Source organism: Candidatus Accumulibacter sp. ACC005, from assembly GCF_907163215.1.
Lineage (GTDB): Bacteria > Pseudomonadota > Gammaproteobacteria > Burkholderiales > Rhodocyclaceae > Accumulibacter > Accumulibacter regalis.
Window position 1 is genome coordinate 263245 of record NZ_CAJQUB010000015.1, and the last position, 14351, is coordinate 277595.

Here is a 14351-nt window from a genome sequence, read left to right on the forward strand (position 1 = left end):
TTACGGGTAGCAATTAGCTCGGTTCTTGCTCTTCGAGGTTCCTGAGCAGGCTGAAGAGGGGGACGGCAACCCAGTCGGGCCGGTTACCCATCTCGTAGCGCAACTCGTAGAGCGCCTTCTCGATGACGAAGAACTCGATCAGTCGTTCCGCAGCGCCCGCTTCCTCGGGCCACGCCGGGCAACCCTTGACGGCGTCGCGATAGCCGCTCATGAAGGCGTCTCTGACCTGCTCTTCCCAGCTCTCGACCAGCGGTCCGGCCCGATGGCGGTCGACCGGGTCTTCGTTGGTCAGGCGGTTGGTGGCCACCGCCGCCGCGTAGCTGAACGAGCGCAGCATGCCGGCGACGTCGCGTAGGGGCGAATGCTTCTGGCGACGCTCGTCCATCGAACGTGCGGGTTCGCCCTCGAAGTCGATGATCACGAAATCATTGTCGACGCGCAGCACCTGGCCGAGGTGATAGTCGCCGTGATAGCGCATCTTGGCGGCCGAAATGCCGGCCAGTGCCTGCGGCGAAATGCGCTCCAGGAGCACCGGCCGCAACGCCGACAGGCGGTCGCAGCCGTCGCGCACCTCTTCGGAGAAGTCCTCTCTGCGCCGTTCGAGTTCGTCGAGCGTGGCCACTGCTTCGGCCTTCAAGGCGTTTGACCAGCCGCTCATGTCCTGCTCGCTGATTGGCTCGCGTTCGAAGGCCGCGTCGCCGGTCGAACGACCGAAAGCCTGGTGCAACTCGCCGGTACGGCGGCCGAGCACCTCGATCAGGGCCAGGAAGAAGTCGTGCGGGTTGCCGTCGAGCTCGTCGGTCGTCACCGCGACTTCGGTGAGGTAGCGTTCAAGATAGTCGAGCGTGAAGTTCCAGCTGTCACCCTGGTTCTTGGTGTAGCCCTGCAACAGTGCCAGCGTCATCGTCTGGCCGTCGGCACGGCGGATTTCGACCGAGCCGGCGACCGGAGCAATGTGCTCGTAGGGCGAGGTATCGGTCAGGAAGCGACCGACTTCGACCTCCGGGTTGGTCCCCGTTTGCAGGCGACGATAGCCCTTGAGGAACAGCTTGTCGCCGAAGTACACCGCGGTATTGCTCTGTTCCAGCGAGGGGTGCCGTACCGGCGCGTCGAGGCCGGCGGCCAGCTTGGCAAACGCCGGCGAGGCGTGGAACTCGAGACGACCGCGGGCAAAGGGGATGGCCACGTTCCTGCCGATACCTTCGGCCAGGTCGCGGCAGAAGTCGTCGGCGCCGAAGGCGCCGTAAAGCAGGCCGGTGCGGTCTTGCTGGCGCACTCTGGCGAGCGCCCACGAGCCGAGCAGGGCGCGCTGTTCTTCGCTGGTCTGGTCGTCCCAGCAGATGGCCAGCGGCAGGAAGTAGACCTGCGGCTCGATACCGGCGCAGTGCACCTCGATGATGGTCAACAGCCAGCTTCCCTTGTCGGTATCCCACGGCGCCTGCTCGACAATATTGATGCTCTCGATGGCGTGGCCCTTGCCGGCAAACCAGCGCTTGGTCACCAGGTAGGGTGCCAGCACCTTGTGCTGCAGCTGGTTGCGGGTGGTTGCGGCGATCGCCCGGCGCACGGTGGTGGCCGTGGTCTTGCCGCCCGAGAAGGTCAGCCAACCCTCGGTGAGCACCAGCACAGGCAGTTCTGCGCGCGGCAGACGTTCTTCGTGCCAGTACGGCACTTCGGCGTCGGTGGTCAGGCGGAAGCAGTACGTGCCGTGGCCGGCCAGGGTCAGCAGGTAGGGCAGGTCGCCGATCGGCGGGAACGCCGAGCGGCCGAGCAGCTCGACCGGCACGCGGCCCTTGAAGGGCGCCAGGTCGAGTTCGACCGGTTGCGCGTTGCGCGACAGATTGACGACGCAGAGCAGCGTTTCGTCCTCGTACTCGCGCACGTAGGCGAGGATCTTGCGGTTCCCCGGTTCGAGGAAGGCGATGCTGCCGCGGCCGAAAGCCTTGTAGTTCTTGCGTACCGCGATCAGGCGCTTGGTCCAGTGCAGCAGCGACGACGGATTGCGCGCCTGCGCTTCGACGTTGATCGCCTCGTAACCGTAGATCGGGTCCATGTTCGGCGGCAGGTAGAGTCGCTGCGGGTCGGCCCGCGAGAAGCCGGCGTTGCGGTCCGGGCTCCACTGCATCGGCGTGCGCACGCCGTTGCGGTCGCCGAGATAGATGTTGTCGCCCATGCCGATCTCGTCGCCGTAGTAGAGGACCGGCGATCCTGGCAGGGTGAGGATGAGGAACTTCACCAGCTCGATCTTGTGGCGGTTGTTGTCCATCAGCGGTGCCAGGCGGCGGCGAATGCCGACGTTGACGCGCATCCTCGGGTCGGACGCATAGGCCTTGTACATGAAGGCGCGTTCGCTCTCGGTGACCATTTCCAGCGTCAGTTCGTCGTGGTTGCGCAGGAAGATCGCCCATTGGCAGTTGGCGGGGATTTCCGGCGTCTGGTTCATGATCTCGATGATCGGATGCCGTTCTTCCTGGGCGACGGCCATGAAGATGCGCGGCATCACCGGGAAGTTGTAGGCCATGTGACACTCGTCACCGTCGCCAAAGTACTCACGCACGTCTTCCGGCCACATGTTGGCTTCGGCGAGCAGCATGCGGTTCTGGTAGCGGGAGTCGATGACCGCGCGAATTTGCTTGATGACTTCGTGCGTTTCGGGGACGTTTTCGTTGTTCGTCCCTTCGCGGACGCAGAGGTAGGGGATGGCGTCGAGGCGCAGGCCGTCGACGCCCATATCCAGCCAGAAGCGCATGATCCGGATGACCGCCTTGACGACGTCCGGATTGTTGTGGTTGAGGTCCGGCTGATGCGAGAAGAAGCGGTGCCAGTAGTAGGCCTTGGCGACGTCGTCCCAGGCCCAGTTCGACTTCTCGGTATCGGTGAAGATGATGCGCGTTTCCGGAAACTTCTTGTCGGTATCGGACCACACGTAGTAATCGCGTTTCTTCGACCCGGCCGGGGCTCTTCTTGCCGCCTGAAACCAGGGGTGCTGGTCGGAGGTGTGGTTGATGACCAGCTCGGTGATCACCCGCAATCCGCGGCGATGGGCTTCGCGGATGAAAATGCGCGCGTCGTTGCGGTTGCCGTAGTCCGGGCTGACGTTGTGATAGTCGGAAATGTCGTAGCCGTCGTCGCGCATCGGCGACGGGTAGAAGGGCAGCAGCCAGAGCGTGTTGACGCCCAGATCCTGGATGTAGTCGAGCTTCTCGGTCAGTCCCTTGAAATCACCGATGCCGTCGTCGCCGCTATCCTTGAAGGCCTTGACGTGCAATTCGTAAATGATCGCGTCCTTGTACCACAGGGGGTCGTTTTCCCAGGTCAGTTCAACCGCCGCGGCGGCTTTTTCTATCGACTCGTTGGCCATTTGCATCATTTCCTCCACTCAAGGGAAGTCGTCAAAGTTGCGTATCTCGTGGTCACGAGAAGGCGGTTGTCAGCAGGCGTTTCGACCATCTGGCAAGGCGCGCCGGCGGTAAGCCGGCACGGCCAGGGGCTGTTCTATCCGGCCGGCCCGACCGTTTTACAGGGCCGGGGGCGATGGTGAGCACGGTGTCAGCGTTGGTCACCACGAAGAAGCAAAGCATGACGGGATTGTCGAGCGCATGCAAGGGCGGAGCACGACCGCGGCGCTGGCCGGGCGGCGTACTCCCTCTTGCGCGCTGAACCTGCCATCGCTCAGGAGCTGGCCCGGTTTTCGGGGACCGGCTTGAAAACCATCACGGACAGCGGCGGCACGGTCAGCGACAGCGAATGCCCATGGCCGTGTGCGGCTTGCGGCAAGGCTTCCGCCTGGCCAAGATTACCCATGCCGCTGCCGCCGTAGAGCGTTGCGTCGCTGTTCAGCACTTCCTGCCACTGCCCGCCGCGCGGCGCGCCGACAACGTAGTCATGGCGCGGTACCGGCGTGAAATTGCAGACCACCAGCACGGTGTCGTCGCGGTGCTTGCCGTAGCGGAGAAAGCTGATGACGCTTTCCTCCCAGTTCTGGGCATCAATCCAGGCGAAGCCGTCGCCGCTGAAGTCCCGTTCGTGCAGCGCCTTTTCCTGGCGATAGACACGATTGAGGTCCTTCACCCAGGACTGCACGCCATGGTGCGACGGGTATTGCAGGACGTGCCATTCGAGGCTTTCGTCGTGCTGCCACTCGCGCCGCTGGCCGAGTTCGCCGCCCATGAACAGGAGCTTCTTGCCGGGATGCGCCCACATCAGGCCGTAGAGCAGGCGCAGGTTGGCGAACTGCTGCCACTCGTCGCCCGGCATCTTGCCGACCAGCGAGCCCTTGCCATGCACCACCTCGTCGTGCGACAGCGGCAGGACGAAGTTTTCCGTGAACGCGTACCAGATCGTGAACGTCAGCTTGTCGTGCTGGTACTTGCGGAAGAGCGGCTGTTGCTGGAAATACTTCAGCGTGTCGTTCATCCAGCCCATGTTCCACTTCATGCCGAAACCCAGGCCGCCCATATAGGTCGGGCGCGAAACCATCGGCCAGGCGGTGGACTCCTCGGCCATCGTCTGCACGTCCGGATGGTCGCGATAGACCGCTTCGTTGAGGCTGCGCAGGAAGCTCATCGATTCGAGGTTCTCGCGGCCGCCGTGTTCATTGGGGATCCACTCACCGTCCGCACGTCCGTAGTCGAGGTAGAGCATCGAGGCCACGGCGTCGACGCGCAGGCCGTCCACGTGGTATTTGTCGAGCCAGAACAGCGCGCTGGACATCAGGAAGCCGCGGACTTCGTTGCGCCCGAGGTTGAAGATCGAGCTTTTCCAGTCGGGGTGGAAACCCTGCCGCGGGTCCTCGTGTTCGTAGAGGCAGGTGCCGTCGAAGTTGGCCAGGCCATGGCCGTCGGCGGGAAAGTGCGAGGGTACCCAGTCGAGGATGACGCCGATCCCGGCCTGGTGCAGGGTGTCGATCAGGAACATGAAATCCGCGGGCGTTCCGTAGCGTGCCGTGGGCGCGAAATAGCCCGTCGTTTGGTAGCCCCACGAGCCGTAGAAAGGGTGCTCCATCACCGGCATCAGTTCGACGTGCGTGAAGCCCATCTCGGTCACGTAGGCGGCCAGCTGGTGAGCCATTTCGCGGTAGCTCAGCGAGCGGTTGCCGTCCTCGGGAACGCGCCGCCACGAACCGAGATGCACCTCGTAGATCGACAGCGGCGCGTCGAGGGCATTGATCGCCCGGCGCTTGGCCATCCACTCGTCGTCGCTCCAGCTGTAGTCGAGCGTGCACAGGCGCGAAGCACTGCGCGGCGGCTCTTCGGACTGGCGGGCAAAGGGGTCGGCTTTCTCCTGCGTCCCCATGCGGCTGGTGATCTGGAATTTGTAGCTGTCGCCCAGCGTCGGTCCGGCGATGAAGCCCTCCCAGATGCCCGAGTGGTCGCCGCGACGATGCAACCGATGACTGTCGGGCCCTAAAGTGTTGTAGCGGGCGCCGTGACAACCGATCCTTTCTTTCTCCGCGTTGGGCGCCCATACGCTGGGAACTGGTAAACGTGCCTTGGGGGGGCCGTGGCCTTGTGGTGGCCGGTGCGCGCCGAAACTGTCGGAGAGCGTTTGGTGGCTGCCCTCAGCTGAAGAGTAGATGTCGTGTTCGCTGAGCAGGCATATTGCTACGACGGATTGTCGGAAGCTGGTTCATTGCGTAGGCCTCCTGGATCTGCGTGGCTCCATCCATCGCCATTATGCAAGTGCGGGCTTGAGCCATCTTTGCCTGCCGGTAATGGGACGGTTAATGCGTAGGATAGGGAATTTCGATGCGGGCGACCCATCGAAGGGCGTCCTCAGAAAAAAAAAGCGGTGGGGGGGAAAACGCAGTATCGCGGCAGAATGGGGTCCACTGAAATATCAAGAAAAATGGCGACAACCTTGGAGCGAACAATAGCGTGCAAGCTGTGACCACTCCCCGAATCAGCGGCCAGCATTTCGACGGGCCTGATCAATCAAAATCTCGACGGGGTCCGTCGAGGGGGAATCTTGGCCGCGCAATCGGGATCGGCGCACAACTGGTGCCGCCGAAGTGGGCGCATGCACCGCCAGCGTGCCTGATCGACGCTCCTCAACGTGCGTTAAAAGCACAAACGCCGTCCAAATCGTCGACTGCCGTGCCAAAGCGACAGACCACGGGTGTCATATTGGTGACCGTCGTGGGGGATGCTGCCGTTTCAAGAAAAAAAAGAGCTGAACAAAAGTGCACTGCTAGGCACAAAAAAAAAGTCGTAGTATGCTCATGGACACTTAAGCTATCAAAGCAAGGTGGAGAAAAAGGGTTCAAACTCGCGTGGGACCATGGGGGGGGGGGGGGCCAACAATAACTGATAAGCCACGAGCCGGGCGGTTAGGCTATCACGATCGCCAAAAAAAAACGGAATCTGGTTCTCCGCAGCAGGAAAAACCCGATAATCGGCCTGACCGACAATCTGCGAGCCCGACAGCCGACGGACGACGCCAGAACACACAAACGAACCGTGTGCCAGGGCGTGCCAAGGATATCGAGCAGACCGACACGCCCACCTCGGCCAGCCGGGCAGGATGCCTGCACCCCCGAAATGAATCACAACCGGAACACTGCGTAGCGAAGACGCGCCGCGAGCGTCGCAAGCCTCTGCACCTCTCACATCGTGTGCAGCCACTGCTGATGTAGAATGCGGAAAGTTGCGGATCATTTTATGCGAAAGGCCATACGCCAGCAGGCGAGCACTATGGATGAGGCATATGCCGCCCGGCCGACCCATTGAGCGTGAGCTGTTTTCCGAGGAAGAATTTGAATCGTTATTGTTTTGTCTTTACATCCGGGTTGGCAAGCATCTGGCCTAAAATTTTTGTGCTTGTACAACAGTTTTGAGCCAACATAGTATGTGATGACATAGGTTTCAGGCACGCAGGGAGGGGTTGATAGATTACTCAACAAGGACAGTTCGGTAGCCCAGGAAAGTTCGCGAGAGCAGCTGCCTGATGGTCAGCAAGACGGGCCCGCTGCCGGCGCGGATGACGCCTTCGGCAAGCTGCTGGCAGTTGGTGCGCTCGGTTCAGAACGGCATGCAGAACATCGACGACACGCACGGTCTGAGCGGCTCGCAGCTGTGGGCGCTGTGGCAGATTTCGGCGCGCCCCGGTCTGCGTGTCTCGCAGCTGGCGAGTGCCCTGCATATCAGGCCTTCCACCGCCAGCAACCTGCTCGACAAGCTCGAAGCACGCCAGTTGGTGCGCCGTGAACGGCGCGACACCGACAACCGCGTGGTCCGTCTGCACCTCACCGATGAGGGCGCCGAAGTGATCAAGGATATTCCCGGCCCGATGCAGGGCCAGCTGCGCGGCGCTTGGGGAAAATGCCGCCGCCGGTGCTGGGGAATCTGCGCCAGGGGATGGCGTCGCTGCTCGAGGGGACTTGATATAGTTCGGTCAAGTTGTCGCCGGCAGCCCTGTATCTCAGCCGAAATCCTGACGCCGAAATGAACTCGACCTGGCGACTTCCCGCGTGGCGGCCTGCGCGGTCGCCAGGTCGCGACGGTAGCTCGTCAAGGCCCGACCGCGCCAGATGGTCGGTCACGCCCCACGCTTTCTGTGCCATCGGTCGCCGCCCGATGGCAGTCACCCACCCAGTTGATGCCCGGCGTTGTGGCTCGTGAAATCCGCAGGCTGACGCAGCTGAAGTGGCCACGCACCAACGGGTTGACGATGTCCAGACACCGGCCGTGCGTCAGCCACACGATCGAATCCTGGCCGCGATGCTCGTCGACGCGCGTCGGCCAGCCGCGCGCACCCGCACTGACAGTTGCTGGCAGACTCTCGATCCGCCGTACGGAATCACGAATCCGGCACGCGCTCTATATCGCACAGCGCGGATACACGTCGGGTAGCGGCTCCGCGACTGCTCGTAGGTCAGCCCTTCGAAAGCCCGTAGCGCCGCTCGCCGGACTCCTGCCGCAGGATTCCGGACCAGGTTCAAGCGCCACGGCGTTGCGCCCGGCGTCTTGGCGCGCGGCGTTCATGTAACTCGGTCACTGTAGAGCGCGTCCGAACGCCCAGCGGCGGCCAGCCACTGTTGCGGCAGCATCGAGCCTGACGGCCAGGGCGGGCGCCGCTTCTCCAGACCAACGTCGATATTTCCTGGAATAACGCCGTTTTTTTCAGCGTTCCAGGACGTTCGCCTGGCGTACAAGCAATGCGGGTGGCTTCCATAATGGTTTTTCCCGTTCACATACTGCGTTGGCCGGCCAGGCATTGGCCTGACGGAACGATCCAGACTTCGCCCGCATGCAGCCTTGCTTGGTCATGTTCGGAAGCCGGCTCTAAGCATTTGGCAGCAGCTGTTTTGCGTGCCGGGGGCAATCGAAGGCCCGCCCGCGCGTCGGCCCACCCACCAGCTGCCCGCAGCCCGGCCATCCTAGCGGCGGGCAACGACAAACGGTGCGAAGTGCCGCATGCGTGCGCCCCGTGTTCGCCCATGCTAACCTATCCACGAGGGGGCATCGCTAGTGTCACAAGAGGTCTGCTTCATCGCCCTCAGGCACCTCGAAACGCTGACTGTGCGCGACGCAAAGCCAACGAAAAACAACCGGGAGTTTGAAGCGATGTTCATGACGAGCCGCGAGCACCCGCATCCCATGGCGCTCACACGTGAGCCCTGCCACCGCGTGTGCGTGATGGTCGATACAACACACGCTCCCGACCCCTGCGTAAGAAGCCATGCGCACCGCCGAGCAACCGCCGCGCGAGCAATCGACCATCTGCTGCGCGCCGCCCGGTCTGTGGCGTGCAATGTACTGGAACCGCTGCAGCCGACATTCATGCGCCGCGTGGCGTCGCGCTGCGCGATTTCCCCGCTTCGAAGCCTGTAACGGCTTTGCCTACTACCTGCTTTAAGTCGATTGCAAGGCCGCTGGCGTCAAATCACGAACCAAGAGCGGGGCGCGACTCTCACTCGGCGTCGAGATCCATCGGGCGCGTATAACGCGCAGGGCCTGGCGCGCGCACCATGTGGCCACGCATGGCGGGCGGTGCCCGGGACTGCACCAGGCGTTCACAGCAAATAACGAAAATCGACTGGCGCCGAAAACGCACTTCAGCAACGGCCTCGCCCGAGCCACGCGCCTGGTGGGGGGTCGGTGAAAAGAGAGGCAAGGCCGAGGTACACGATCTTGCAGCTTATTCACAAGCAAACCTGCGACGCTAGCGAATGGCTCACGCTCTGCTGCCGCAAACGCGGTTTCGGCCACCGGTCGCGGCAACAGCTGCCCCGCACTCCGAGTTCGCACCGCTCACCTTCCTTGCCCGTATGACCATAATGCCCGGCTGCTCACCGAGTGGGCTACCGGGCGACGGCGTCCAGCGCAGCGGACTCGGGCCGGCCCAGATCACCGGGGGCCATCAACAACTGGAACGGGAGTCACTGTGGGCGCGCCAACAAGCCGCGCGCGCTGTCCATGATGGCCTTCCGCAGTGGCATACCTTCAAAACCGGATCACTGTCATCTACCGGCTGACAAATTCGCCGGCGCGCGCGCGTGCTGTTCCTGGTCGACCGCGGCAACCTCTGGCCGCCATGCGAAAAAGGGGTTTGAACCAGTAGTCTCGCCGGACACACTTTCAAGTTTCGTGCGAGGAGTTCATCGTCCAGCACACTCGTCAGCAACCACCTGACAGCACCGCGCGCGTCCTCTGCATCGCCAAACCATCCAGCGCATGTACTCGATGCTCAAGGGCCGCGAACTGGCCGAGGCGACGACGAGCAGAGCACACCGCCGGCATCGACGCCCGGTCAAGCATCCCGAGCCGATCACTACAAACCCGGCGGATCCCGGATCGAGACCTTCGACATCATCGTACCTGTGACGAAGCGCACGCTCGATCTACAACTTGTGGCGCAGGTGCTCGAATACTTCGCCGCCTACCTGGTCGCCTCACCGCGACAGCCCAAACAAGCAGACCTTTGGTGTCTTCTTCAACAAAAACCTATGGGTGATGGATAAAAAACAAGCCACGAGCAGGCGGTCGCGACGGCGTCCAACATGAGAAATTCAACTACGACCTTTTATCGCATCCGCCCGAAGGGTCCGATGCGAACCGGCGACGAAAGTGGAAGCCTTCAACTCACTTGGCTCGAAGTGCGCGGACAGGGGGGGGGGGGGAAGGCTTACCCTTTCGCGCCGTGCGACGTTCAAATTTCAGCTCGCCACGACTACCTAATCGGGAGTACTATCCGACCGAACTCGACCACGCATCGTGCATGACGCCCGGACCATAGTCCGCACCCAACTCAGCCCGCACGTCTGCGCGACAACTTGCAGCGCGACTCTTTCCGCGCGCAGCGAGCTGCCCAAGACGCTGGTCTTCGACAAGGACGAACAACCGCCGCTCTCTGAAGCCATCGTGTCGAAATCTTACACATCACCAGGGATTTTCTTGGCGCTGCACCAGACTGGGGTCGCGACAAAGATGAAGATCGGGGCGCTACCGCTTCAGCGCGGCTACACGCCGTAAACCTGATCCGTCCTCCGCAAGCAGCATACTAAACCCGTCGCAATATCGTCCGTCATACCGTCGACATGATCTCCACCCGGCAACCGACGCAAGCCGGGTGGCAGAAATACGTCGTCTTCATGCGCAGGGCGTCAAGAGCCGCAGCTTTCTCGGGTGAACATATGAAGGGATAAACAGAGAAAAACGCGGCGTGCGCATCGTCAGCGACGACGGACCTGCGCGGCGGATCACACCACAACCCGGCGAACACGCACACAAGGCCGCCTTCTGTGATCTCGACTGCGTTGGTGTCGGAAGAAGAATGAGGAGCGCGACAAGACTCTGAACATCCGCCTATGGCCGATGGAGCCAAATAATCGGTTGCCAAGTTGAGCTGCGCGGGGTGGTGCAGGCCATCAGCCTCGGCAACGTCGAAACCCGAGTGCTGTCCAGCGTCGCGTTACGTCCTGTTACGCGTCCCTTACGCGCGGCTCAGCGAATGAAAGGGACAGCGCCGAGTCGCGCCAGTGTGCGCAGCGCCCCGGCAGGCGTCGAGCTGAAGGAGCTGTCACGCCCATCGTGCAGGCGCTCAACCACGAGCAGCGCCGCTCGCCGCATCAGCCGAAGCGCGCTGCGCTACTCGTGCGGTCATCCGCTCGGGCCAAGCGCCACTGCGCGAGCTGCTGCTGATCACTCAAGGCCATAAGAACTGGTGTACGACATCGTCCAACCAGGAGGGGTCTCCTGGCTCGCCGCCGATGGTAATCCGACAGGCCGCCCGCGGAGGGCGGGGGCCGCAGGGCATCGTCCCATAGCTTCGACCTGTGGAAAACCGTTCAATCACACCGAGCATGCGCGACAGCTACCCGCGCTCAAATGTCTTCTACAACCGCCCGACCCCGGGCGCGCAACGACTGAGTTTTCCGCCGACTGTGAAACGTCGCTGGGCGCCGACACCCTGCAGGCACCAAATGGGGCCGCATCTATGGACCGAAAGCCAGCTCTTTGCATTCCTATGCCAAAACGCTCGAAAATCCAGCGTATGACGACACAAGAAGGGTGCGTCGGCGCCAGCCAGCGACGTAACACTACCGACCTCGTCATCGCTGGTGCCGAAAATACCCATGACTACGAGGATAAACGAACTGGTGCCACTACCCCCGGCGGCCGAAAATCGGCCGCCAACTAAAAATCTAGGCTGGTGGATGGTGCGCAGCAGGAGAGAACCAGGGAAAAACAAGGACAGGGAGAAAAGCATGAAATCACGCTAGCTAGCACGCTGGTTGGTGGGGGCAAATGTAACCGAACACGGCATTGGGATACCGAGCACAGTGGCGGGTGTCATGCCACGAAAAAAAATACAAGAAATCTAAGTCTACGAGTCAGGAGGCAGTGAACTGCGCAAAAGTACAGCTACGCACCCCGTGGGGGGGCGCACACTCAGCGGGTGCGGGGCTTGGGAGAATATGGACATCAGATTTTTGTCGAAATAGGAATTGGATGACGAAAGGATGGACTATGAAGGAACGTACTATAAACAGGAAGGAAGAGTGTGGCGGCGTAGAGCGCCGGTTCCGGCGGGTGGGCGAAAGGGGGAACCTTATGCCGTGTGTGGGATAACCTAGGGATAGAGGTGGAGACGACGACATAGGTCAAAAAATAATCGGCGCCGCAAGAATCGGCGGGAAGGGTGCGGTGTGCCAGGGGCTAACCGCGGGGGGGCTCAACGGGACAAAAGCAGCCAACCTATCGAAAACTGCGACCATTCGGCGGGTGGAAAAAAAAAACAATGTGCTCCTCCTGCTGACCGTATCTTTCTGCTACCACCTGAACAAGTACGTTGGCTCCGTGGAGCATCGCTATCCATCAACGCAGAAAAAGGTAAAGGAAAAAAAAATGCGCGAGCATTGCACGCACCCAGTGACATCCTAGTCGGGCGGGACACATAGATTGGTGCTGGTGCACGGGAGAACAAAGTGGGCGTGCGCGCCCCACAATACGGCCATGTGCGATTAGCGGACCTACAAATCACGATCGCTACAACCAGGGATTCAAGGAGGCATTCTGTAAAGAACTGAAATCACGGTACGGGCGTATCATGCCGGAATACGTCTATAGTATGGGACATGGGGAAGGGATCCAAAAACGGCGCGCGGTATAAGCCTCATCGGGACAGGTAGCCATCTGGCGGTTACACTGAGAGAAGCTTATCGGTGCTCAATGCAAAGAAAATTGCAATTCCGATCGCGCCACTATAGAGAGAGGCAAGAAAGATCGTACTGCAGTGAAAAACGAAAAATGCCATTTTCTCGCCGGGCCTCGACGAAGCGATCCGCCAACCATCATCGCGTCAAGGCTTCACCTCAAACGCTACAAGGCGCGCCGTCCTCAAAGCCGGGGGGCCATGGAACTGCCGTACCTTGTTATACCGGAAGACCAGCCTCCTGGCATTGGCCTGGAACGTCTAGAAAGACATGGATGCGCGGACGTGCGCTCGGCGAGCAACGCGCGCCGGGTTCACGGGCTGCCTCTGAACGAGAGCCGTCCTACGTGTACAAAAAGTGAACGGAAACGCAATGTGACTTGGGGATGGGTGGACTTGCATCTAGGGAGGTCCAAGATCAATGAATTTTTCCAACATGTGGACGCTACCGGCTTGCGAGTTGGGGCGACATTCTTTTATCTGAGGCCCTCCGGTAGGCCCAATGGAGGTGGGTGGCTGTGGCAACCAGACTCTTATAATGGGTGATGGGTGAAATGGAGATCCCGAACGCGTGCTACCATAAAACAGAAGGAGGGCATACTGATTCAGAAAGTACGACCGGAAAAATAAACGCATTCGACAATGTTGCTAGACATGCCAGCCGCAAAGATCGTCTACTACTTCTTTCTTCACACGTGCCTTACCGATGGTGCAAAAGACGTTTTGCGCGCTTGGCGGCCGGGTGTTGGAAATTCTGCATCTGAAGTGCGGAGCTGGATGGCTCCCTGCGCGGGGGTGGCCCATCAATCCCTACCGGAGAGAGGGAACACGAAACGGGGTACCAAAAAAAGGCGGGCCAGCTGGCGGAACAACACCGCATCGTCGACCGAAGTCGCCGCCGTCTGTCGATCGTCCGGTGAGATCGGAGTCCTGAGGTCGATGCCAACCCCCCCCCCCCCAAAATCCAGGCTCGTCACGCAGCACCTGCGGCAGCCACGCTGGCCAGCCTTCCGCAACATGAACACCGCTGAACTCAACCGCCCTGCTGGACCGGCTGCGCGCGGAACCACGCGAGACCGAGTGGGCTGGAGTTCAAGGCCAATCGCCTTGAGCCCCAGTGCTTGGCGAATACGTGTCGGCGCTGGCCAACTCCGCCTGCTTGCTTGGCAAGCCGCGCGCCTACCTGGTGTTCGGCATTCAGGACGGCAGCCATGCGGTGATGTGCACCACTTTCGACCCACAAGCTGAGAACGGCAAAGAGCACGCAAGTTAGCTGTCGCTCTTTGTTGTCGCTTGGCCTGCACCCAACGTCGGCTTTGCAACCCACACCTTCTCTACCAGTGCAAGCGGGTGCCTGCGTTTGAAGTGCATCCATCGTTTCGACCGGCCGGTCTTTTCTTAACGGTACTGCTTACCTCGGGACGGCACGAGCAAGACCCGAGTTGTCGAAGTCCCCTGAGAAGGAACTTGCGATCCTGGAATCGCCCGCTGTACTGGAGCGCGGTGTCCTTCGTCGAAAGCCACGCTGGAAACCTTGACCCGCGGCCGTAGAGAATGCTCGTGCGCAGGGAAACCTTCAACCGCCACGTATGCGCCCACCCAGGCGCGATGGTAGGGGCTCGGCTGGGACGACGCGACGTTTTACGGACAAGGCGAAGCTGACGAGGTCACTGCCGCTCGGTGACGACGCCGCGTTG

The 14351-nt window shown here is 61.3% G+C and carries 4 protein-coding genes; 2 read left to right on the plus strand and 2 right to left on the minus strand.

Annotation, left to right across the window (positions count from 1 at the left end):
• Nucleotides 1-13 precede the first annotated feature (13 nt).
• A complete protein-coding gene (treS, locus tag QZ613_RS19010; protein ID WP_291983603.1) occupies nucleotides 14-3361 on the minus strand; it encodes a maltose alpha-D-glucosyltransferase in 3348 nt (1115 codons plus the stop codon).
• A gap of 311 nt (nucleotides 3362-3672) precedes the next feature.
• Nucleotides 3673-5601, minus strand: coding sequence for a 1,4-alpha-glucan branching protein GlgB (gene glgB, locus QZ613_RS19015; RefSeq protein ID WP_291983618.1), 1929 nt, complete (start codon nucleotides 5599-5601; stop codon nucleotides 3673-3675).
• 1344 nt (nucleotides 5602-6945) lie between these two features.
• Between glgB and QZ613_RS19020 the strand changes: the two genes are divergently transcribed.
• Together QZ613_RS19020 and QZ613_RS19025 are read left to right on the plus strand one after the other, a co-directional pair.
• Nucleotides 6946-7446: a MarR family transcriptional regulator gene (locus QZ613_RS19020; RefSeq protein WP_291983605.1), complete on the plus strand. Its 501-nt coding sequence runs from the start codon at nucleotides 6946-6948 to the stop codon at nucleotides 7444-7446.
• 6325 nt (nucleotides 7447-13771) lie between these two features.
• Nucleotides 13772-13927 carry a hypothetical protein gene (locus QZ613_RS19025; RefSeq protein ID WP_291983607.1) on the plus strand — a complete coding sequence of 52 codons (156 nt, stop codon included), beginning with the start codon at nucleotides 13772-13774 and terminating at the stop codon, nucleotides 13925-13927.
• Nucleotides 13928-14351: the final 424 nt, after the last annotated feature.